We start from the raw sequence: 23,289 nt of genomic DNA on the forward strand, positions 1-23,289 counted from the left end.
CGATGGATTTAGCGAGTAAATATTTTAATGGCGTCAACTGGCGATATATCGATCATTCTTCTGGATTAGAACCTATGCAATCTTTCGCATTCGATGATACATTTTGCGAAAGTGTGGGCAAAGATATATCAGATAATGTTGTGCGTACTTGGATTCATCAACATACTGTTATTCTTGGTATTCATGATTCAAGATTGCCGTTTTTAAAAGATGGCATTGATTATTTAACGAATGAGATTGGTTATAATGCCATTGTTAGAAATTCTGGTGGCTTAGGTGTCGTTCTAGATCAAGGTGTATTAAATATATCGCTGATGTTCAAAGGACAAACAGAAACAACGATTGATGAAGCGTTTACTGTGATGTACCTCTTAATTAGCAAAATGTTCGAAAATGAGAATGTTGATATTGATACGATGGAAATTGAACATTCTTATTGCCCAGGAAAATTTGACTTAAGTATCGATGGTAAGAAATTTGCAGGCATATCGCAACGAAGAGTTAGAGGCGGTATTGCTGTACAAATTTATCTTTGTGTTGAAGGCTCTGGTTCAGAACGTGCATTGATGATGCAAACATTTTATGAACATGCTTTAAAAGGTGAAGTGACTAAATTTAAATATCCTGAAATTGAACCATCTTGTATGGCCTCATTAGAGACATTGCTTAACAAAACGATTACTGTTCAAGATGTAATGTTTTTACTATTATATGCAATCAAAGATCTTGGCGGTGTATTAAATATGACGCCAATTACTCAAGAAGAATGGCAAAGATACGATACGTATTTTGATAAAATGATTGAAAGAAACAAGAAAATGATAGATCAAATGCAATAGTTAAATATTTAACAGCCCCTTTCAAGTTATCGTTTGGGGCTGTTATTTTTGAAAGTATCCATAAAAAGCATAAATATGTTATTGACCTAATATTTAAATTGAACATCATTAAATTAAAAGTAATGATATGATGGAAATAATAAATTTAATAAGAAAATTTCATGTTTTACGTATTAAATAGATTGAGAATAGGGTATATATAATGCGTATGACTATGAAAGAAACGACCTTCTATTGAAATGTTCTAATACTTTAGTAGTAAATCTATATATTCCAATTATTATTTGTAGTATTATAGTTAGGGTGGAAAATTATAAATTGTAGGGCTATTTTATAAAAAGATAAAGAATCTGAAATATCACTCGATAAGATTTAAACTTTGAAGTAAACGAAAGTTAGTTTTATACTAATCAAGTTAAGTCAAATATAAATTCAAAATAAAGATTATACATAATATGAATAATGTGAGATAAAGACTGCAATGAAATTTAACGCGAATGCGTATGCAACTTAGAATATGATGTCTTTTACTAATAAATAAAAATAATGAATCAAGTATAGGATAAATATAAAAGGTGATATTGACATGACAAGAAAAGGATATGGGGAATCGACAGGTAAGATTATTTTAATAGGAGAACATGCTGTTACATTTGGAGAGCCTGCTATTGCAGTACCGTTTAACGCAGGTAAAATCAAAGTTTTAATAGAAGCCTTAGAGAGCGGGAACTATTCGTCTATTAAAAGCGATGTTTACGATGGTATGTTATATGATGCGCCTGACCATCTTAAGTCTTTGGTGAACCGTTTTGTAGAATTAAATAATATTACAGAGCCGCTAGCAGTAACGATCCAAACGAATTTACCACCATCACGTGGATTAGGATCGAGTGCAGCTGTCGCGGTTGCTTTTGTTCGTGCAAGTTATGATTTTTTAGGGAAATCATTAACGAAAGAAGAACTCATTGAAAAGGCTAATTGGGCAGAGCAAATTGCACATGGTAAACCAAGTGGTATTGATACGCAAACGATTGTATCAGGCAAACCAGTTTGGTTCCAAAAAGGTCATGCTGAAACGTTGAAAACGTTAAGTTTAGACGGCTATATGGTTGTTATAGATACTGGTGTGAAAGGTTCAACAAGACAAGCAGTAGAAGATGTTCATAAACTTTGTGAGGACCCTCAGTACATGTCACATGTAAAACATATCGGTAAGTTAGTTTTACGTGCGAGTGATGTGATTGAACATCATAACTTTGAAGCCTTAGCGGATATTTTTAATGAATGTCATGCGGATTTAAAGGCGTTGACAGTTAGTCATGATAAAATAGAACAATTAATGAAAATTGGTAAAGAAAATGGTGCGATTGCTGGAAAACTTACTGGCGCTGGTCGTGGTGGAAGTATGTTATTGCTTGCCAAAGATTTACCAACAGCGAAAAATATTGTAAAAGCTGTAGAAAAAGCTGGTGCAGCACATACTTGGATTGAGAATTTAGGAGGTTAATGCGTTGATTAAAAGTGGCAAAGCACGTGCACATACGAATATTGCACTTATAAAATATTGGGGTAAAAAAGATGAAGCACTAATCATTCCAATGAATAATAGCATATCTGTTACATTAGAAAAATTTTACACTGAAACGAAAGTCACTTTTAACGACCAGTTAACACAGGATCAATTTTGGTTGAATGGTGAAAAGGTTAGTGGCAAAGAATTAGAGAAAATTTCAAAATATATGGATATTGTCAGAAATAGAGCTGGCATCGATTGGTATGCAGAAATTGAAAGCGACAATTTTGTACCAACAGCAGCAGGGTTGGCTTCATCGGCAAGCGCATATGCAGCTTTAGCAGCAGCTTGTAATCAAGCGCTAGACATGCAGCTGTCAGATAAGGATTTATCGAGATTGGCGCGAATTGGTTCGGGTTCTGCGTCGCGTAGTATTTATGGTGGATTTGCAGAATGGGAAAAAGGGTATAGTGATGAGACGTCATATGCCGTTCCACTTGAATCGAATCATTTTGAAGATGACCTTGCCATGATATTTGTTGTGATTAATCAACATTCTAAAAAGGTACCTAGTCGATATGGTATGTCATTGACACGAAACACATCAAGGTTTTATCAATATTGGTTAGATCATATTGATGAAGATTTAGCTGAAGCAAAAGCAGCGATTCAAGACAAAGATTTTAAACGCCTTGGTGAAGTAATTGAAGAAAATGGTTTGCGTATGCATGCCACGAATCTAGGATCAACACCGCCGTTCACATATCTTGTGCAAGAAAGTTATGATGTCATGGCGCTTGTTCACGAATGCCGAGAAGCGGGGTATCCGTGTTATTTTACAATGGATGCGGGACCTAATGTGAAAATACTTGTAGAAAAGAAAAACAAGCAACAGATTATAGATAAATTATTAACACAGTTTGATAATAACCAAATTATTGATAGTGACATTATTGCCACAGGAATTGAAATAATTGAGTAAGGAAGAGATAAAATGATTCAGGTCAAAGCACCCGGAAAACTTTATATTGCTGGAGAATATGCTGTAACAGAACCAGGATATAAATCTGTACTTATTGCGTTAGATCGTTTTGTAACTGCTACTATTGAAGAAGCAGACCAATATAAAGGTACCATTCATTCAAAAGCATTACATCATAACCCAGTTACATTTAGTAGAGATGAAGATAGTATTGTCATTTCAGATCCACATGCAGCAAAACAATTAAATTATGTGGTCACAGCTATTGAAATATTTGAACAATACGCGAAAAGTTGCGATATAGCGATGAAGCATTTTCATCTGACTATTGATAGTAATTTAGATGATTCAAATGGTCATAAATATGGATTAGGTTCAAGTGCAGCAGTACTTGTGTCAGTTATAAAAGTATTAAATGAATTTTATGATATGAAGTTATCTAATTTATACATTTATAAACTAGCAGTGATTGCAAATATGAAGTTACAAAGTTTAAGTTCATGCGGAGATATTGCTGTGAGTGTATATAGTGGATGGCTAGCGTATAGTACTTTTGATCATGAATGGGTTAAGCATCAAATTGAAGATACTACGGTTGAAGAAGTTTTAATCAAAAACTGGCCTGGATTGCACATCGAACCATTACAAGCACCTGAAAATATGGAAGTACTTATCGGTTGGACTGGCTCACCGGCGTCATCACCACACTTTGTTAGCGAAGTGAAACGTTTGAAATCAGATCCTTCATTTTACGGTGACTTCTTAGAAGATTCACATCGTTGTGTTGAAAAACTTATTCATGCTTTTAAAACAAATAACATTAAAGGTGTGCAAAAGATGGTGCGTCAGAATCGTACAATTATTCAACGTATGGATAAAGAAGCTACAGTTGATATAGAAACTGAAAAGCTAAAATATTTGTGTGATATTGCTGAAAAGTATCACGGCGCATCTAAAACATCAGGCGCTGGTGGTGGAGACTGTGGTATTACAATTATCAATAAAGATGTAGATAAAGAAAAAATTTATGATGAATGGACAAAACATGGTATTAAACCATTAAAATTTAATATTTATCATGGGCAATAAATGATTTGATAGGGGAGCAATCATCTAATTTAATTAGAAGATAAATGCTCCATTTTTTATTGTCAGCCGTGTTACGTATCTTGAAAAAAATATTAAAAAGAGTAAAATAGATAGAGTTAACGAAAAAATTAATGAAATCGACGATATAGATATGATAAAGAAAGGTGGGTAGCAATATGAAAAATACATTCCTTATTTGTGATGAATGTCAGGCAGTCAATATAAGAACGTTACAAAAGAAGTTGGAAAAATTAGATCCCGATGCTGAAATCGTGATAGGTTGTCAATCTTATTGTGGACCTGGACGCCGAAAAACATTCACTTTTGTTAATAACCGCCCACTGGCTGCGCTTACTGAAGAAGAATTAATCGAAAAAGTTTCTCAACAATTAAAGAAACCACGTGATCCTGAAGAAGAAGAGCGTTTAAGAAAACGACATGAAGAACGTAAACGTCGTAAAGAAGAACAAGATAGAAAGCTTAAAGAAAAATTAGAAAAGCGAAAAGCACAACAATAAAGCCTGATGGCAGCATCATTCAATGCGTGCCACCAGGTTTTTATGTTTTGTCTAGAAATTAAATAAATCATTAAATGATTCGGCCATCGTAGGATGCGTATAAATATTATCTCGTAATACGGTATATGGAATGTTTTGATCAATCGCAAGTTTAATTATATTAATTAATTCTTCAGATTGCTTACCATATAATGTAGCACCTAAAATCATATTATTTTCATTATTAATGACTACTTTAAATAAACCTCTTGGATCATTGTTAATTTTATGACGAGGTATAGCACTTACTAAAAGTTGATGTTCAGTGTAATCATAATGTTGAGCGGCAGCTTCTTTACTAGTTAATCCAACACGTGATAATGGTGGATCTATAAATACTGTATAAGGCACGCTGCCTCTATTGTCAGTCGTACGTGACTGATTACCATATAACGCTGATTTGATAATTCGATAATCATCTAAAGATATATACGTAAATTGAAGTCCGCCTTTAACATCACCTGCAGCATAAATATGCGGCACAGTTGTTTGAAGATGAGCATTGACTTTAATTTCGCCTCTGTCGCCTAATTCGATATCAGTATTTTCTAAAGCTAAATCCGTATTCGGTTTGCGCCCGATAGCCAAAAGTACTGCATCAGCCTCAAAGTTACCAACGTTGGTATGGACTGTTGTATGATGATTGTCAGATGACAATTCAGTCGTTTCAACATTTGTATGCAATGCAATGCCTTTATTTTCTAAGTCAGTAATACCATATGCAACGACATCTTGATCTTCGCGTGGCATAAATGATTCGCCACGTTCTAATACTGTTACCTTACTACCTAAATTCGCAAACATTGAAGCAAATTCTAAGGCGATATAACCGCCACCTACAATAACGAGGTGCTTAGGTTGATAGCTAATGTTTAATAAACCTGTCGAATCGAAGACGTGTTTAGCTTGATCAAGGCCTTTAATGTTAGGAATGACAGAGGTAGCACCGGTATTAATAATGATATGAGGTGCAGTAATACTATCGACGATATCGTCATGTTGATCTAATAAATTCACTTCAGTATTAGATTTAAACTGCGCTTTAAAATCCAGTACATCAATGTTGTTATCGTCTGCTAATAAGTGGTAATTTTTATTGTTTAGCGCATTGACAACATCGTTTTTACGGTTATAACTTGCTTCAAAAGATTTGCCTTCTAATCCATCATGTACAAGTGTCTTCGAAGGTATACATCCTATGTTTATACAAGTGCCTCCATACATTTTCGGAGATTGTTCGATAACTGCGACGTGTTGACCTGTTGATGCAGCGTATTTCGCTAAAGTTTTACCAGCTTTCCCAAATCCTATTACAATTAAATCATATGTTTTCATGACATAAATCCTCCTTTTGAATGTCTTCAATGACATCTTTGATTGTTTTTCCATTATAAAAATTAATAATGATATTCTGTTCGTCTTGCTGATAATGTGACATGGTAGTTGCAATATTACGAGCAATTTGACAGTGACTGCCTTCGTCGCCAGTAAATAGACGTGTGTGGTGTTCTTTCTCTAAGACAAAATGTTTATATAATGTTGCTAGAGAGACATCAGCACTTTGATCATTTGCTAAATAACCGCCATCTTTACCTCGTATTGTGTCAATCATTTTTAAATCGACAAGTTGAGTCGTCACGCGTCGTAATTGAACAGGATTTAAACAAGTTAATTCTGCTAATGAACTACTATTGAATTTTTCTGAATGATGCTTAGTTAAAAAAGCTAATACATGCACGGCAATGTTAAATTCTAAATTCAATGTTTCTCACCTCATAATTATAACTGTATTAGTTACAATTAAAAATCATTTTGCTCAATGTGTCAATACTTATGTTTGAAAAGTGTTGAATTAGGTGTGGTTATTGTGATGATTTATTGTTTGAAAGTTGATGCATTAACGGTGAGATTGCACAATTGAAATTTTAATTATGTATGAACTGATAGATATGAAATGAATATTGAAAATGAGAGCAATAAAATTTTGAATGATGATGTTGTGTGATTGTATAAACTTATTCGTATTTTAGATACGTTTTGATATTTCGCATGATGAGGAAATACTTTTAACAACTGATGACATATTTTAATAGTGAATATATTTTGAGATATTAATATATTTAATGTTAAGGATGTTGTCGCAATAAAATTAAAATATTGAAAGATAATTTTTATTGATTAATTGCGAATATACAAAGACACCATTATATCCATATGCTAAAATAAGAAAAAAGGCGACATGTTATCTCAATTTACCTGCATCTAGACTCCTTTACATAAGAAATAATCATCGCCGAGTTTTAAAATTTTACAACTTTGTAGATGTAAAAAGCATTTGATTTTAAATAGTTTGAAAATCATATATTTTTGAAAAAGGAGCATGCCGATGAGTATTGACATGTATTTAGACAGATCTCGAAACCAAGCTTCAAGTGTGGGGAATTTGAGTCAAACAATGAATTCAAATTATGATGCGTTGGAAAAAGCAATTACTCAATTTATTAATGATGATGCGCTTAAAGGGAAAGCGTATACGTCAGCTAAGCAATTTTTTAGTACGGTGTTAATTCCATTATCAACAAGTATGAAAACATTGAGTGATTTAACGAAGCAAGCTTGCGATAATTTTGTGTCACGTTATACGAGTGAGGTTGATAGCATATCTTTAAAAGAATCAGAGCTTGAAGAAGATATCAGATCATTAAGTCAACAAATTACGCGATATGAAAATTTGAATAACAATTTGAAAAAGCATGCTTCCGATAATCAGCAAGCCATTTCATCGAACCAACAAATAATACGAACATTAGGTCAACAAAAACATGAATTAGAAGAGAAGCTACGCAAATTGCGTGAGTTTAATCAAAAATCACCAGAAATATTTAAAGAAGTTGAAGAATTTCAAAAAATTGTCCAACAAGGACTTACCCAAGCGCAGAATTTTTGGAACTTTTCAACAAATCAATTTAATATTCCTTCAGGTAAAGAACTTGATTGGGCCAAAGCAAGTCATGAAAAATATTTGAAAGTTGCTATGGGGAAAATTGAACATAAAGCAGAGAAAGAAACTTTAAATAAAGCAGACTTTGCTGTTATAAAGGCATATGCCAAAGAACATCCAGAAGACGATATCCCGAAAAGTATATTGAAATATATAAATGACAATAAAGACAGTATTAAAAGAGATATAGGATTAGATATTACGTCAACACTTTTAGAGCAAGACGGTATAAATGCAAGTAAATTCGGTGTATTTATCAATACAGCAGGTGGAGTGAAAGGCCCAGCAGGTCCAAATTCATTTGTGGAAGTCAAACGTACATCAGGTAATGTGTTTATAGAAAATGGTAGTAAATTTGCAAAAGGCGGAAAATACCTAGGTAAAGGTGTTGCTGGTGTAGGATTTGGTATAGGTATGTATGATGACCTTGCAAATGATGATAAAACATTTGGAGAGGCGTTGTCGCATAATGGTATGACGCTTGCAGCTGGATCTGCAGGGACAGCAGTTGGAGCTGGATTAGCGACTTTTGTTTTAGGAAGTAATCCAGTAGGATGGGTGATTTTAGCAGGTTTGGCTATGAGTACAGTATTTGCATTAGGAACAGATTTAATTTATCAAAATAATATTTTTGGATTAAAAGATAAAGTAGACTGGGTAGGGCATAAAATCGATAATAGTATAGATGTTGTTAAAAAAACTACAGAAAAATCCATGGATAGTGTTGGGAATGCTGTTAGTGAAGCTAAAAATATTATTAGCAATCATATAAATCCAATGAAATGGGCGTGGTGAGTTTTGCTTTTTAATATTAAGGTTATTAATAAAAATCCGAGATATAAAGTCGTTCAATATAATGATGAGTATTTGTTAATTGATTTAGTAAGCACTTGGCTTGTATACTTTTTTCCTTTTATTAATTGGTTCATTCCCAAAAGGTATGCAAAACTTAGTGAGAAGGAACTTGAAAATTTAAATGTTGATAAACAAAATAAAAATAATATTTTCTGGCCAGTTACTGGTAGTTCGTTTTTATTTGTAGTTATTTTACGGAAATATGTACATACGTTTGAAGTTCAATTAGATAATAAGAGTTTAATATCTTTATGTTTTATAGGATTTATAGGTATTGCAGCATTTTACATTTACTTAAATAAAAAGCTTAAACTAAAGATATATGATGATAATCTAGATAATGAAAATAGGGTTATATTAGTGCCTACTTTTAAAGATGGAAGTTTTATAGTTTTCACATATCTATTATTAGGAGGTTGTTCTATATTATTTTTAATATGGCTAATGACTATAAAACCTCAAAATCTACTGGTATTTATTATGTGGATTATTATTACAATTTTTTTCTTTCTAATAAGCATGGGCTCAATTAGTAATAAAAAGGTTTATGCCAAACTTAAAAAGCAATAGAAATTACTAAACTTAGATTGTAGTTCGTAAGTTAAGTAATAAACAGGAAAATAGTATGTTACTAAAATACAAAACACTTATAAAGTATCTGAAAGTGTATTAGATATAAAACCAACGAGACGGAAGTGGAGATATTGCTTTGCGAGGTTAGAGTTGTAAACAAAAATCCCAGATATAGAATTATTAAATATAAAAACGACTATCTGATGATTGATTTAGTAAGCACCTGGTTAGTTTTGTTCTTTCCGTTTATTAATTGGTTAATACCAAAAAAATATGTCCAAATCAGCAGAGAAGATTTTGATAATTTAAATATTGTCAAACCAGTTAAAAATAAAGCTTTATGGCCAGCTATAGGTAGCATACTTTTATTTGGCACTATGTTTAGAGATAAAATATATATACCTGATTCTCATTTAGAAAAAAATTGCGTTATTATCATTTGTTCGGTTTTATTATTAAGTATTCTAGTGTTTTATATATATTTAAATCAGAAAGTAAAGTTATCTATCTATAATGATCGGAGTAGCAATGGAAAAATTATGATTTTTCCATCATTCAAGAATCTTTGCTTTGTACTATTTTCTTATTTTTTCTGTGGTGGATTATCAATCATGTTCTTAGATGTTTTGATTAGTTTATCTATCCAAAATATTATAGTATTTATTGCTTGGGTTATTATGACAATGCTATTTTTCTTTATAAATATGTCTTCAATAATAGACAAAAAGATTCATGTTATATATTTAAGGTCATATAAATATTAATTTTGATACAAAAGGGCACAAGTGTTTTGAGAAACAGAAACGATAATATAGCTGTGTGAATTTGTTATTAATAGGAAGTGATAATTATTGCTTTGTGAAACCGAAATTATCAATAAAAATCCGAAATACAGAGTTATTAAGTATGATGATGAGTATTTAATGGTCGATGTAATAAGAACTTGGCTTGTATACTTTTTTCCATTTATTAATTGGTTCATTCCAAAAAGGTGCGCCAAAATTAGTAGAGAAGAGTATGAAAAACTGAACACTGTTAAGCCAGTTAAAAATAAAAATTTTTGGCCTGTTGTAGGAGGAACAATCCTACTAGGTGCTACTTCCAGAAAGTACATACACTTACTTAATATTCAATTAGAAAAAAGATCGGTTATATTTATATGCTTCGTTGTATTTCTATGTATTTTAATCTTTTTTGTGCTTCTGAATCGAAAATTAAAATTGAAAGTTTTCGATAATAAAAAAGAAGAACAAAAAATAATTTTAGTACCAACATTAAAAAATGCTGTTCTTATATTATATGGCTATTTGTTGATTGGAGGCATGTCAATATTAGCTTTAAGCATGTTGCTGACATTAGAAAACCAGAATTTAATAACTTTTATAGCTTGGGGTATGGGGTTAATGTTGTTTTTCTTGATGAATATAACACTCATTGTCAATAAAACAGTCAAAGTTATAAAAAGGTGAATAAATAACTAATTATATTGTATTGGCCGTTCTTCAAATAAAAAATAATTTGAATAAGGTGGAAGTGATAAACAGTGCTTTGCGAATCTAGAGTCATTAATCAAAACCCTAAATATAGAATTATTAAATACAATAATGAATATTTCATGGTTGATTTAGTAAGTACTTGGATTGCTTATTTTTTGCCCATGATTAATTGGTTTATTCCCAAAAAGTACGCGAAAATTAGTAGAGAAGAATTTGAAAGTTTAAATATTGTCAAACCCGCTAAAAATAATACTTTCTGGCCTGTTGCAGGATTTGCAGTGTTATTAACAACCTTAACAAGAAAATATATCTATTTGCTTAACATCCATTTAGAAAAAGAAATAGTTATATTAACATGCTGTATGATACTTCTAGGTGTTTTCGCATTGTTTATATATATAAATACAAAATTGAAGTTACATATTTTTGATAAAAATAAAAGTAATAACGAAAAGATCATATTAATACCTACATTTAAAAATATTTGTTTATCCTTATTTGCTTATATATTATTTGGTGGATTGTCAACAATGGCTCTGAGTATGTTAGTAACTTCATCCCCTCAAAATATAATAGAATTTCTTGCTTTAATTGGCATGACTGCATGCTTCTTTCTACTGAATATGTCATCGGTTCTAGATAAAAAAATTCATGTTATTTTAAAAACAAATAAGTAGTAAAATTGATTAACTTAGGTAGTATCGGATACTTAAATGTTGGTTCATAAAAAGCAATGATTTTAAATCGAGGAGCTATCTTAGAACAGGGAAATAAAACAGCCAAAGTTATAAAAAGTGAATTAATAACTAATTATATTATGTTAGCCACGCTTCAAATAAAAAATAATTAGAATAAGGTGGGATTGATAATCAATGCTATGCGAATCTAAAATCATCAATAAAAACCCCAAATATAGAATTATTAAATATAATGATGAGTACTTAATGATCGATATAATAAGCACTTGGATTAGTTTGTTTTTTCCTTTTATTAATTGGTTCATCCCCAAAAGATACGTCAAAATTAGTAGAGAAGAGTTTGAAAATTTAAATATTGTGAAACCTGCTAAAAAGAATGTTTTTTGGCCAGTTGCAGGTATCTCTACTTTATTCGCAGTTACATTAAGAAAGTATACACATTTACTTGACACTCAACTTGATAGAAAATTAGTTATTGCTATATGTTGTATCACATTTATAGGGATTTTAACATTTTATGTACGCCTAATTAAAAAATCATCTTTAAATATTTATAATACTAAAAATAAAAGGTCAAAAATTATCTTAATACCAACACTAAAAAATTTTTGTTTAACATTGTTTAGATATGCTTTTTTTATTTTATGGACAGTGATTTTCTCATATGCTCTATTATCAATGAGTTATCAAAACATAATAGTATATTTTGCTTGGATTACAGCAATAATGGGTTTTTTTCTAGTGAATATAGCTTTAATTATAGATAAAAACATTCATGTCATACTTAAAAATTAAGTGAAAGTACTAAATTCAGATTAAAAATATGAAAATATCAGTTAATAAAACCTTTGATGACAGTAACTTGATAGTATTTGAATGTCTTTTGAAGTATCGAAAAATGTATTACACATAAAATTAAAGGGATGTGGAGACATTGCTTTGCGAATCTAAAGTTATTAATAAAAACCCTAAATATCGAATAATCAAATACGATAGTGAATATTTAATGATTGATTTGGCAAGTAATTGGATTGTCTTCTTCTTTCCATTTATTAACTGGCTCATACCGAAAACATATGTCAAAATCACTAAGAATGATTATGAAAAATTAAATATTGTCAAACCAGTTAAAAATAAATCGATAGGATGGACCATATTCGCGGGTATTGTGTTACTTGGTGGTACTGTAAGAAGAAATACTTATTTATTTGATTTTCAATTAGAAGAACTAATTGTTTGGAGCAGCTGTTTCATTGGGTTTTTAGAGATTATATTTTTTTATTGTTATCTAAATAAGAAATTAACATTAAATATTTATAATGAAAGTAAAAATAATGAACTTAAATTAAGATTATTACCCTCCTTTAAAAATATTTGTTTCACAATTTTTTATTACCTATTTACTGGTTTCATGTCTTATGGGGCATTTTACTTGTTGGTATTTGAAAATGTGCAAAATTTAATCTTATATGTTTCTTGGCTTTTCATGACTATGCTATTTATGTTTATGAATATGCATTCAATTATAGATAAAAAAGTACATATATTCTTAAAGTCTAATAAATAGTTACAAATTTAGTTAGTTTTCAATTGTTAATTAGGGGTGGTAAACAGTGCTTTGTGAATCTAGACAAATTTATAAAAATCCTAAATATCGAGTTATTAGATATAATAATGAATATTTCATGGTCGATTTAGTAAGTACTTGGATTACTTATTTTTTCCCTATGATTAATTGGTTTTTGCCCAAAAAATACGCAAAAATTAGCGAAAATGAATTTGAAAGGTTAAATATAGTCGAGCCTGTTAAAAATAATGTTTTTTGGCCGGTTGCAGGAAGTTCAGTTCTATTTGGAATTATATTGAGAAAGTACGGTAACTTCTTTAATGTTCAGTTTGAAAAACAACTAGCAATCACTGTATTTTTTATCATGTTAATAGGGATGTTAATTTTTTATTTTTATCTAAATAAAAAATTAACATTAAAAATTTTTAATACCAACGTGGTTAATAAGAATAGAGTTGTATTAATACCGACTTTCAAACAAGGATTGTTAATAGTTTTTGCGTACTTTTTTTTAGGAAGCGCTTCAATATTTACTTTAACCATTCTTTTGACGACAGAGTCACAAAATATAATAATATTTTTAACTTGGGTTATTATCACGATGTTTTTCTTTTTAGTGAATATGGCTTCGATAGGTAATAAAAATGTTCATGTTATTTTAAGAATAAACGAGTAGTAAAAATGATCGAAATTGGTAGTATCGCATATTTAAACGGTGGTTCAAAAAAATATAATCATATCTTAAATCAGGAAAATAGATAGTAATGTTTGAATATACCAAGTGAAAATGCCCATTGTGATTGATAAAGGAAAAAACTGTTTTAATTTAAAAATGAAATATAGAGCGTGTTATTTTGTATGATAGCTCTTATAACATTGGCGTTTTTAATCCAATAGTATGGACGGTTTTAGCTGGTTTTGTTGCGGAATCTGTTTAGACAATTCTTAAAAATTGGACTTTTCATACTAATAAATTTGGATTAAGAGATAAAACTAATTGGATAAGACATTAAATAGACGCTGTTTAAAAATACCACAGAAAAAGCTGTAGATAGTGTTGGAACGATAGTTGGTGAAGGTACAAAAAGTATTGGGGATCATTTAAAACTAATGAAACGGGAGTGGTAAATGTTGCTTTGCGATGTCAGAGTCATTTATAAAAATCCGAAATACAAAGTCATTCAACATAACGGTGAATACTTATTAGTCGATTTAGTAAGCACTTGGTTCGTGTACTTTTTTCCTTTCATTAATTGGTTCATTCCAAAAAAGTACGCGATAATTAGCGAAGAAGAATTTGAAAATTTAAATGTTGTTAAACCAAATAAAAATAATGTTTTCTGGTCAGTTATAGGAAGTTCGGTTTTGTTTGGAGTTACTTTAAGGAAATACATACATGTTTTTGATGTTCAATTAGATAAGCTAGTTGTAATGATATTGTGTGCTCTCGCTTTAATTTGTGTTATAGTTTTTTATTTTAACTTAAATAGAAAGCTTAAGTTAAAAGTGTTTGATACAAATATTGAAAAAAATAAGAGAGTTATATTAATACCAACGTTTAAACTTGGCTGTTTTTTAGTTTTCGGATATATTTTCGCTGGAAGTTTTTCAATATTTTCATTAATTGCCCTTATGACAATCGAACCTCAAAATATAATAATATTTATTTATTGGATTATGATGACAATGCTTTTCTTTTTGTTAAATATGACTTCGATAGGTAATGAAAAAGTTCGCGTTATAATGAAAAATAATTGATTACATTTAAAATATTCTAAATGTTGTCGACACAATCCTTTTAAGACGCTAGTAGAATTTAAATGACTTCTAATGTATATGAAAGTGTATCAATATAAAACCAATTGAAAAGAAGTGGAGACATTGCTTTGTGAAACTGAAAATATTAATAAGAATCCCAAATATAGAATTATCAAATACAAAGATGAATATTTGATGATTGATTTAGTAAGTACATGGTTAGCACTCTTTTTCCCAATGATTAATTGGCTGATTCCAAAAAAGTACGTCAAAATCAGCGAAAAAGATTTTGAAACTTTAAACATTGTGAAGACAGCTAAAATCAATTCTTTTTGGCCAGTGGCAGGAAGTACGGTCTTATTTGGTGTTATGTTAAGAAGGTATTCCCATTTATTTATCGTTAAATATGAATATAGTATAGTAATTTTAATTTGTTGCATCATAATACTAGGTATTTTTCTGTTTTTTTTATATTTAAATCAAAAGTTAAAGTTACAAATCTATAATGAAAACAAAAATAAAAGCAATAAGATAATCATATTTCCCACTTTAAAGAGTCTTTGTTTATCAATAGTTTTATATATTTATTTAGGTGGTGGTTCATTCTTTACTATTTATATGTTATTGACGATTGAAGTTCAAAATATAATATTATTTATAACTTTGTTTGTAATATTTTTGTTTTTCTTATTTTTAAATATGTGCTCACTATATGACAATAAAGTTCATGTATTATTTAAATCAAATGGAATTGAAAAGTTTTAATAGGAATAATAAACAAAGGAATGGTAGTGATAAATATTGCTATGTGAATCTAAAGTTATCAACAAAAATCCTAAGTATAGAGTTATTAAATATGGTGATGAATATTTAATGATTGATTTAGTAAGTACCTGGTTAACTTTATTTCTTCCTATGATTAATTGGTTAATTCCAAAAAAATATGTCAAAATCAGTAAAAAAGAATTTGACGATTTAAACATTGTCAAACCTGTTAAAAATAAAGCTTTTTGGCCAGTTGCAGGTAGTACTATTTTGTTCGGAGTTACGTTTAGAAAATATATTCCTTCACTTAATATTCAATTAGAGAAAAACATGGTGATTGTAATATGTTGTGCAATATTTCTGGGTGTTTTAATACTTTTTTTATTTCTGAATCGTAAGCTAAGGTTGGAAATTTATAATAATAACTCTAGTAAAGGGAAAATAATTTTATTTCCTTCATTAAAAAACTTTTGTTTCACAATATTTTATTATTTTTTATTTGGCGGTCTTTCAATAATGGCTCTAAGTATGTTATTAACTTTAAATCCTCAAAATATAATAGGCTTTATTGGTTGGTTGGTAATGACTGCAGGTTTCTTTCTGTTAAACATGTCATCGATTATTGACAAAAAAATTTATGTATTATCTAAAACTAACACGGTGGAAAAATGATGGTTTAGCTGGATTTACTGCAGGTTCTATTTCGGCAATACTTGTATATTGGACCAATCAAAAAAATGAATTTGGAATAAAAGATAAAAACGATTGGATAGGACATAAACTAGACGTTGGTATAGATGCTGTAGAAAAATCTGCAGAAAAAACAGTAGATGGTGTTGAAAATGTCATGGTGAAGCTTCAAAAAGTATTTCTAATCATATAAGCCCTAAGAAATGGAGCTGGTAAATGTTGCTATGCGAATCTAAAATCATCAATAAAAACCCAAAATATAGAATTATTAAATATAATGATGAATACTTAATGGTCGATATAATAAGCACTTGGATTAGTTTATTTTTTCCTTTTATTAATTGGTTCATCCCAAAAGAATACGTCAAAATTAGTAGAGAAGAGTTTGAAAACTTAAATATTGTTAAACCTGCTAAAAAGAATGTTTTTTGGCCAGTTGCAGGTAGCTCTGCTTTGCTGGGAGTTGCATTAAGAAAATATACACATTTACTTGACATTCAACTTGATAAAAAATTAGTTATTGCCATATGTTGCATCACATTTATAGGGATTTTAATATTTTATGTACGCCTAATTAAAAAATCATCTTTAAATATTTATAATACTAAAAATAAAAGGTCAAAAATTTTTTTAATACCTACACTAAAAAATGTTTGTTTCACATTATTTGGATATATTTTATTTGGCGGATTGACTATGCTATTCCTAGATGCACTATTATCAATGAGTTATCAAAACATAATAGTATATTTTGTTTGGATTGCAGTTATAATGGGTTTTTTTCTAGTTAATATAGCTTTAATTATAGATAAAAACATTCATGTCATACTTAAAAACCAATAGAAATTACCAAATTAAATTTGCAATGGCTTTAATATTGTCGTTCTTAAATGTTTTTCAATTTCTGATTCAAAAGTACATGTAATTTAAAGGTCAACGAGCAATCGCGCTATATGCATATCAATTTAAGCAATACTTATTTTAACTGAGTTTTATATAACGTTTTCCTATTACACCGCTTAAATTCAAGCTCTAATTCTAACATTTGGAAGTTGTATTAAATCATGATAGTGTGATAGTGGAAAAGTTATAAAGATAAGGAGCTGGGTCTAATGAAGCAATTTGTAAACTTAGGTAAATCTGATGTTGAAGTGTTTCCAATCGCACTTGGGACGAACGCAGTAGGTGGGCATAATTTATATCCGAACTTAGATGAAGAACAAGGAAAAGATGTTGTTCGTCAAGCCATTAATCATGGTATTAATTTATTAGATACGGCATATATTTATGGGCCAGAACGATCAGAAGAATTGGTTGGAGAAGTTGTTAAAGAATATCCGCGAGAGCAAATTAAAATTGCTACGAAAGGGTCTCATGAATTTGATGAAAATCAAGAAGTACATCAGAACAATCAACCGGAATATTTAAAACAACAAGTTGAGAATAGTTTGAAACGTCTACAAACTGATTATATCGATTTATATTATATTCATTTTCCGGATAACAACACTCCGAAAGATCAAGCAGTTGCAGCATTACAAGAGCTTAAGGAACAAGGGAAGATTAAAGCAATTGGTGTATCAAATTTCACATTAGATCAACTTAAAGAAGCAAATAAAGATGGTTACGTTGATGTTGTACAGTTAGAATATAATTTATTGCATCGCGAAAATGAGGCAGTATTACAATATTGTGTTGATCACCAAATCACATTTATTCCATATTTCCCATTAGCATCCGGTATTTTAGCTGGAAAATATGATGAGAACACTAAATTTAGTGACCATCGTACTACACGTCGTGATTTTAAACCAGGTGTATTTGAAGAAAATGTGCGTCGCGTAAAAGCTTTGGAAAGCATAGCTGCAGCACATCAAACTTCAATTGCGAACATTGTATTAGCATTTTATTTAACGAGACCAGCTATCGATGTGATTATTCCTGGTGCAAAACGTGCAGAACAAGTCGTTGAAAATATTAAAGCTGCAGATATCGTTTTATCAGATGATGAGATTCAATATATCGATGAACTGTTTCCGATTGAAGACTAAATGAATTGTATTTAATGGTGATATATGTATCTAATTTCATCATGAATTAGCCCCGTATCACAAACGACGTTATATAAGGCATGACGAAATTTCGTCAAATTTATATAAAAGTTGTAAGCGTTTTACTATTCGGTAGGCAAAGCTTATGATAGTATAATTAGGTAACGAAAAACACAGATATTTATTAATCAAAAGTGAGGTTAGGCTAAAATGATTACTGTTTTGTTTGGTGGGAGTAGACCAAACGGTAATACTGCACAATTAACAAAATTCGCTTTGCAAGATTTAGAGTATCAATGGATTGACGTGACACAACATCAGTTTAAACCGATACGTGACGTGAGACATACAGCAGAGACTATTACTTCATATGACGATGACTATTTGCCGATTCTAGATAAAATATTGGCTAGTGATACAATTATTTTTGCATCACCAGTGTATTGGTATAGCATTTCAGCACCATTGAAAGCATTTATCGAACATTGGTCAGAAACATTACAAGATAAACGATATCCTAATTTTAAGGCACAAATGGCCGAAAAGGATTTTAGAGTTATTTTAGTTGGTGGAGATTGTCCAAAAATAAAAGCGAAGCCAGCAATTACGCAAATGAAATATAGTTTAGACTTTTTAGGTGCCACTTTAAATGGTTATATTATTGGAACTGCTGAAAAGCCTGGTGACATCATGAAAGACAACTATGCCTTAGCACGTGCAACTGAGTGGAATAGTATATTGCAATAAGACATACCTCATACTAAACGAAGTGATTTTTTGCTTCGTTATTTTTTATTTTTAATTTTAACGGAAAATATAAATATATAAATTGAATAGACAATCATTGTTTATTAAGTATTGAGCAAGTTGTGGTATAATGCCGTTATTAAAACTTGTTAATAAGGGGAGAAAGTCATGTTCAAGGTAAGACAAGCAACTGAAAAAGATGTTGTTCAAATTAGAGATGTCGCAACTAAAGCTTGGTTTAATACATACTTAAATATATACGCTGCGACAACAGTTAATCACTTGTTAGAAGCTTCATATAATGAACATCATTTAAAGAAAAGACTTCAAGAACAATTATTCTTAGTCGTTGAAGAAGGTAATGACATCGTTGGCTTTGCTAACTTTATTTACGGTGAAGAATTATATTTATCAGCTCATTATGTTAAACCAGAATCGCAACATACAGGTTATGGTACAGCATTGTTAAATGAAGGATTATCACGTTTTGAAGATAAATTTGAAGGTGTTTACTTAGAAGTAGATAATAAAAATGAAGAAGCAGTAGCTTACTATAAAGAGCAAGGTTTTACAATCTTACGCTCTTATGAGCCAGAAATGTATGGCGAAAAGTTAGACTTAGCACTTATGTACAAAGCATTTTAAGTAAATTAAATATTATATTAAACGAAAAGGAGGGGAATAATGACTAACGCATATGTAGATTTAAAATTAGTAGAAGAAAAAGTTTTTAAAGACCCGATACATCGATATATTCATGTTGAAGATCAATTGATATGGGATTTAATTAAAACTAAGGAATTCCAAAGGTTACGTCGAATTAGACAACTAGGAACACTGTACCTATCTTTTCACACAGCAGAACATAGTCGCTTTGGACATTCTTTAGGTGTGTATGAAATAGTTAGACGATTAATTGATGAGTCATTTATTGGTCATGATGCATGGGACAATAAAGATAGACCGTTGGCATTATGTGCTGCATTATTACATGATTTAGGACATGGTCCATTTTCACATAGTTTTGAAAAAATATTTAATACAGACCATGAAGCATACACACAAGCGATTATTACTGGAGATACTGAGGTGAATGCTGTATTACGTAAAGTGGCGCCTGAGTTTCCAAGAGAAGTTGCGGAAGTAATTAATAAAACGCATCATAATAAATTGGTCATTTCGATGATTTCGTCACAAATCGATGCGGATAGAATGGATTATTTACAACGTGATGCGTATTTCACAGGTGTATCATATGGTGCTTTTGATATGGAGCGTATTTTAAGATTAATGCGACCTTCTAAAGATGAAGTACTAATCAAAGAAAGTGGTATGCATGCAGTTGAAAACTTTATTATGAGTCGTTATCAAATGTATTGGCAAATTTACTTCCACCCAGTTAGTCGTGGTGGAGAAGTGCTGCTTAATAATTGTTTGAAACGCGCAAAACAGCTTTATAATGAAGGCTATGAATTTAAGTTGCATCCACATGATTTTATTCCATTTTTTGAAGAGACAGTTACGATTGAACAATATGTTGAACTCGATGAAGCGGTAGTTACGTATTATTTGGAAAAATGGACAAAAGAAGATGATGCTATTTTAAGTGATTTAGCAAGTCGATTTATTAATCGAGACTTATTTAAATATATTCCATTTGATGGCTCAATTATTACAATATCAGAACTGCAAGAACTGTTTGAAGCAGGTGGTATTAATCCAGATTATTATTTTGTGAGTGAAGCATTTTCTGATTTGCCATATGACTATGATCGACCGGGGTCAAATCGCAAACCGATTCATTTATTAAGACAAGATGGTACGATTAGAGAAATAAGCAATCAATCATTAGTCATTCATAGTATTACAGGCATTAATCGCCAAGACTATAAATTATATTATCCTAGAGAAATGGTTGCAAAGATTAAAGATAAGACAATTAGAGAAGCTATTGAAAATTTGATTAATGAGCTTAATTAAACAGGGCTAAAATTGTTATCGTTAAATATGGAGGTTATATCATTGTCTGAGAAAAAAGGCTTTAATTTTAATATCATAAAAAATGACCCTCTAGATGGTCATAAAGGTACAAATATTGGTTCAATTAGCTTAGACAATATTGCACCAGTTTTTATCGATGTTGCTAACAAAGAAGCATTTATTGATATTGGAGGCATGCATGCTCGTGCCAAAGTTGAAAAAGGTGTGAAATGGATTACTGATAAAGCTGCTGTTGAAGGCGATGAAGCTAAAGAATATTGGTTGTGTTGGGTAACAACAGAACGTAATGAACAAGGACCATATTACGCTGGTTTAACAGCGTGCTATTTATTAGTGAATAAAGCAATTCGTCGTGGTTATAAAAGTATGCCTGAACATGTTAATATGATGGATAAATCAATGAAACATCATATTATCATAGATCAAATTGGTGACGAGAATAAAGCTATTTTAAAAGACTTTTTAATGAACCATGATGAAGGTATGTGGAAGCATTCTTCTGATGCTTTACATCAAGCATTTAATTAAATATTAGAAACTAAAATTTCCCAATTAATCTATAAAGATATGATTCATTTCTCAATGACGACGTAAATCGTGAGGTGAAAATAATGTCTTAGATTGATTGGGAGTTTTTTTAATTTTTTTGAAATTAAATTAATCTGTAGTTAATAAAAAATTTGAATAACTGACACATTTTTTTGATCATAGCTATATACTTTGTGAATTAATTCACATTATAATAAGAGTGAAGATAAGAGTATTATAAATTATCTTTAAATAAATATATGTGAAGTAAAAATTACACGTTAGCATATCGATTATGTCATTTCTTTTAACATATTAACTAGGGAAACGTTAAAAGTTAACGGTTGATATCTAACTAAAAACAAGGTCACAGTAGTATGTTTTAATCTGGCGTCTATTACAAATAAAAATTACATCTATAATTATTCGTTTTCTTTTTTGAAAGTAATAGCCAATTAATATCATACATACTGGAGTGACTATAAGGAGGACATTATTATGAGAGCAGCAGTTGTAACGAAAGATCACAAAGTAAGTATTGAGGACAAAAAGTTAAGAGCTTTAAAACCTGGTGAAGCGTTGGTACAAACGGAATATTGTGGCGTTTGTCATACCGATTTACATGTTAAGAATGCTGATTTTGGTGATGTTACAGGCGTTACTTTAGGTCATGAAGGTATTGGTAAAGTCATCGAAGTTGCGGAAGATGTAGAATCATTAAAAATTGGAGACCGTGTGTCTATCGCTTGGATGTTCGAAAGCTGTGGAAGATGTGAATATTGTACAACAGGTCGTGAAACACTTTGCCGTAGTGTGAAAAATGCTGGTTATACAGTAGATGGTGCAATGGCTGAACAAGTTATTGTTACTGCAGACTATGCTGTGAAAGTACCTGAAAAATTAGATCCAGCAGCAGCGTCTTCTATTACATGCGCAGGTGTGACAACTTATAAAGCTGTAAAAGTAAGTAATGTAAAACCTGGACAATGGTTAGGTGTTTTTGGTATAGGTGGTTTAGGTAACCTAGCTTTACAATATGCTAAAAACGTTATGGGGGCTAAAATTGTTGCCTTCGACATCAATGATGATAAATTAGCATTCGCGAAAGAATTAGGTGCTGATGCTATTATTAATTCTAAAGATGTTGATCCAGTTGCAGAAGTTATGAAATTAACTGATAACAAAGGATTAGATGCAACAGTGGTAACTTCAGTTGCTAAGACGCCATTTAACCAAGCGGTTGATGTTGTAAAAGCTGGTGCAAGAGTTGTTGCCGTTGGTTTACCTGTTGATAAAATGAACTTAGATATCCCAAGATTAGTGCTTGATGGTATTGAAGTAGTAGGTTCACTTGTTGGTACAAGACAAGACTTACGTGAAGCGTTTGAATTTGCTGCTGAAAATAAAGTAACACCTAAAGTTCAATTAAGAAAATTAGAAGAAATCAATGATATTTTTGAAGAAATGGAAAATGGTACTATAACTGGTAGAATGGTTATTAAATTTTAAAAATATCAACTGACTATATAGATAAAGAAGGTAGTGCTCTGAACACTATCATTATAATCAAACACGAGGT

The 23,289-nt window shown here is 30.6% G+C and carries 27 protein-coding genes and 1 pseudogene; 26 read left to right on the forward strand and 2 right to left on the reverse strand.

The features are described 5' to 3' along the window. Nucleotides 1-2 precede the first annotated feature (2 nt). The 5 genes from AA076_RS02835 (at nt 3) to AA076_RS02855 (ending at nt 4,941) form a co-directional block, all read left to right on the forward strand. Entirely contained in the window at nt 3-839 is an 837-nt protein-coding gene (locus AA076_RS02835) for a lipoate--protein ligase family protein (protein ID WP_000362357.1), read from the forward strand. Nucleotides 840-1,425: 586 nt separating this feature from the next. Beyond that, nucleotides 1,426-2,346 (forward strand): mevalonate kinase, encoded by a 921-nt coding sequence (mvk, locus tag AA076_RS02840; protein ID WP_000197034.1) that lies wholly within the window; start codon nt 1,426-1,428, stop codon nt 2,344-2,346. A gap of 4 nt (nt 2,347-2,350) precedes the next feature. Next, a complete protein-coding gene (gene mvaD / locus AA076_RS02845; protein ID WP_000597335.1) occupies nt 2,351-3,334 on the forward strand; it encodes a diphosphomevalonate decarboxylase in 984 nt (327 codons plus the stop codon). Between the two features lie 12 nt (nt 3,335-3,346). Beyond that, nucleotides 3,347-4,423 (forward strand): phosphomevalonate kinase, encoded by a 1,077-nt coding sequence (locus AA076_RS02850; protein WP_000616885.1) that lies wholly within the window; start codon nt 3,347-3,349, stop codon nt 4,421-4,423. A 176-nt stretch (nt 4,424-4,599) separates the two neighbouring features. Further along, a complete protein-coding gene (locus AA076_RS02855; protein WP_000798967.1) occupies nt 4,600-4,941 on the forward strand; it encodes a YuzB family protein in 342 nt (113 codons plus the stop codon). A 51-nt stretch (nt 4,942-4,992) separates the two neighbouring features. Here AA076_RS02855 and merA read toward each other — a convergent pair whose 3' ends face one another. Continuing rightward, entirely contained in the window at nt 4,993-6,315 is a 1,323-nt protein-coding gene (gene merA / locus AA076_RS02860; protein WP_000860582.1) for a hypothiocyanous acid reductase MerA, read from the reverse strand. Then, complete coding sequence (hypR, locus tag AA076_RS02865) at nt 6,302-6,742, reverse strand: redox-sensitive transcriptional regulator HypR (RefSeq protein ID WP_001047239.1); 441 nt, start codon at nt 6,740-6,742, stop codon at nt 6,302-6,304. Before hypR ends, merA begins: the two co-directional genes overlap by 14 nt. A 57-nt stretch (nt 6,743-6,799) precedes the next feature. Between hypR and AA076_RS14475 the strand changes: the two genes are divergently transcribed. From AA076_RS14475 to adhP, 21 genes and pseudogenes are all read left to right on the forward strand, one after another. Beyond that, nucleotides 6,800-6,901, forward strand: a complete 102-nt coding sequence (locus tag AA076_RS14475) for a hypothetical protein (RefSeq protein WP_001788276.1) — start codon at nt 6,800-6,802, stop codon at nt 6,899-6,901. 465 nt (nt 6,902-7,366) lie between these two features. Further along, complete coding sequence (locus tag AA076_RS02875; protein WP_000020799.1) at nt 7,367-8,776, forward strand: T7SS effector LXG polymorphic toxin; 1,410 nt, start codon at nt 7,367-7,369, stop codon at nt 8,774-8,776. Nucleotides 8,777-8,779: 3 nt separating this feature from the next. Next, nucleotides 8,780-9,406 (forward strand): DUF443 family protein, encoded by a 627-nt coding sequence (locus AA076_RS02880; RefSeq protein WP_001836194.1) that lies wholly within the window; start codon nt 8,780-8,782, stop codon nt 9,404-9,406. 125 nt (nt 9,407-9,531) lie between these two features. Then, nucleotides 9,532-10,173, forward strand: a complete 642-nt coding sequence (locus AA076_RS02885; protein ID WP_000404342.1) for a DUF443 domain-containing protein — start codon at nt 9,532-9,534, stop codon at nt 10,171-10,173. An 87-nt stretch (nt 10,174-10,260) separates the two neighbouring features. After that, nucleotides 10,261-10,878: a DUF443 family protein gene (locus tag AA076_RS02890; protein WP_000882165.1), complete on the forward strand. Its 618-nt coding sequence runs from the start codon at nt 10,261-10,263 to the stop codon at nt 10,876-10,878. Nucleotides 10,879-10,952: 74 nt separating this feature from the next. Next, nucleotides 10,953-11,582, forward strand: a complete 630-nt coding sequence (locus AA076_RS02895) for a DUF443 domain-containing protein (RefSeq protein ID WP_000882146.1) — start codon at nt 10,953-10,955, stop codon at nt 11,580-11,582. Between the two features lie 56 nt (nt 11,583-11,638). Further along, complete coding sequence (locus AA076_RS14480) at nt 11,639-11,755, forward strand: hypothetical protein (protein ID WP_001788281.1); 117 nt, start codon at nt 11,639-11,641, stop codon at nt 11,753-11,755. A 22-nt stretch (nt 11,756-11,777) separates the two neighbouring features. Next, nucleotides 11,778-12,398: a DUF443 family protein gene (locus AA076_RS02905; protein ID WP_000882085.1), complete on the forward strand. Its 621-nt coding sequence runs from the start codon at nt 11,778-11,780 to the stop codon at nt 12,396-12,398. 130 nt (nt 12,399-12,528) lie between these two features. Further along, nucleotides 12,529-13,170, forward strand: coding sequence for a DUF443 domain-containing protein (locus AA076_RS02910; RefSeq protein ID WP_001793603.1), 642 nt, complete (start codon nt 12,529-12,531; stop codon nt 13,168-13,170). A 46-nt stretch (nt 13,171-13,216) separates the two neighbouring features. Beyond that, nucleotides 13,217-13,846 (forward strand): DUF443 family protein, encoded by a 630-nt coding sequence (locus tag AA076_RS02915; RefSeq protein ID WP_000882138.1) that lies wholly within the window; start codon nt 13,217-13,219, stop codon nt 13,844-13,846. 452 nt (nt 13,847-14,298) lie between these two features. Further along, the gene (locus AA076_RS02920) at nt 14,299-14,928 is read left to right on the forward strand and encodes a DUF443 domain-containing protein (protein ID WP_000923036.1); all 630 of its coding nucleotides are present in this window, start codon (nt 14,299-14,301) and stop codon (nt 14,926-14,928) included. A 123-nt stretch (nt 14,929-15,051) separates the two neighbouring features. Next, a complete protein-coding gene (locus AA076_RS02925; protein ID WP_000882182.1) occupies nt 15,052-15,693 on the forward strand; it encodes a DUF443 family protein in 642 nt (213 codons plus the stop codon). A 36-nt stretch (nt 15,694-15,729) separates the two neighbouring features. Beyond that, nucleotides 15,730-16,365, forward strand: a complete 636-nt coding sequence (locus AA076_RS02930) for a DUF443 domain-containing protein (protein WP_000882123.1) — start codon at nt 15,730-15,732, stop codon at nt 16,363-16,365. Between the two features lie 16 nt (nt 16,366-16,381). After that, nucleotides 16,382-16,599: pseudogene (locus tag AA076_RS02935) on the forward strand (T7SS effector LXG polymorphic toxin); the annotation flags it as partial. Continuing rightward, nucleotides 16,600-17,226: a DUF443 domain-containing protein gene (locus tag AA076_RS02940; RefSeq protein ID WP_000923044.1), complete on the forward strand. Its 627-nt coding sequence runs from the start codon at nt 16,600-16,602 to the stop codon at nt 17,224-17,226. A gap of 269 nt (nt 17,227-17,495) precedes the next feature. Further along, nucleotides 17,496-18,434, forward strand: coding sequence for an aldo/keto reductase (locus AA076_RS02945; protein WP_000808902.1), 939 nt, complete (start codon nt 17,496-17,498; stop codon nt 18,432-18,434). 210 nt (nt 18,435-18,644) lie between these two features. Continuing rightward, nucleotides 18,645-19,181 carry a flavodoxin family protein gene (locus tag AA076_RS02950; protein WP_000633782.1) on the forward strand — a complete coding sequence of 179 codons (537 nt, stop codon included), beginning with the start codon at nt 18,645-18,647 and terminating at the stop codon, nt 19,179-19,181. A gap of 168 nt (nt 19,182-19,349) precedes the next feature. Continuing rightward, nucleotides 19,350-19,826 carry a GNAT family N-acetyltransferase gene (locus AA076_RS02955; RefSeq protein WP_000477504.1) on the forward strand — a complete coding sequence of 159 codons (477 nt, stop codon included), beginning with the start codon at nt 19,350-19,352 and terminating at the stop codon, nt 19,824-19,826. Nucleotides 19,827-19,865: 39 nt separating this feature from the next. Beyond that, nucleotides 19,866-21,161 carry an HD domain-containing protein gene (locus AA076_RS02960; protein WP_000180230.1) on the forward strand — a complete coding sequence of 432 codons (1,296 nt, stop codon included), beginning with the start codon at nt 19,866-19,868 and terminating at the stop codon, nt 21,159-21,161. 27 nt (nt 21,162-21,188) lie between these two features. After that, a complete protein-coding gene (locus AA076_RS02965) occupies nt 21,189-21,710 on the forward strand; it encodes a YwhD family protein (protein WP_001788287.1) in 522 nt (173 codons plus the stop codon). Nucleotides 21,711-22,208: 498 nt separating this feature from the next. Further along, a complete protein-coding gene (adhP, locus tag AA076_RS02970) occupies nt 22,209-23,219 on the forward strand; it encodes an alcohol dehydrogenase AdhP (protein WP_001200748.1) in 1,011 nt (336 codons plus the stop codon). Nucleotides 23,220-23,289: the final 70 nt, after the last annotated feature.

It is taken from the genome of Staphylococcus aureus, assembly GCF_001027105.1.
GTDB classification, from domain to species: domain Bacteria; phylum Bacillota; class Bacilli; order Staphylococcales; family Staphylococcaceae; genus Staphylococcus; species Staphylococcus aureus.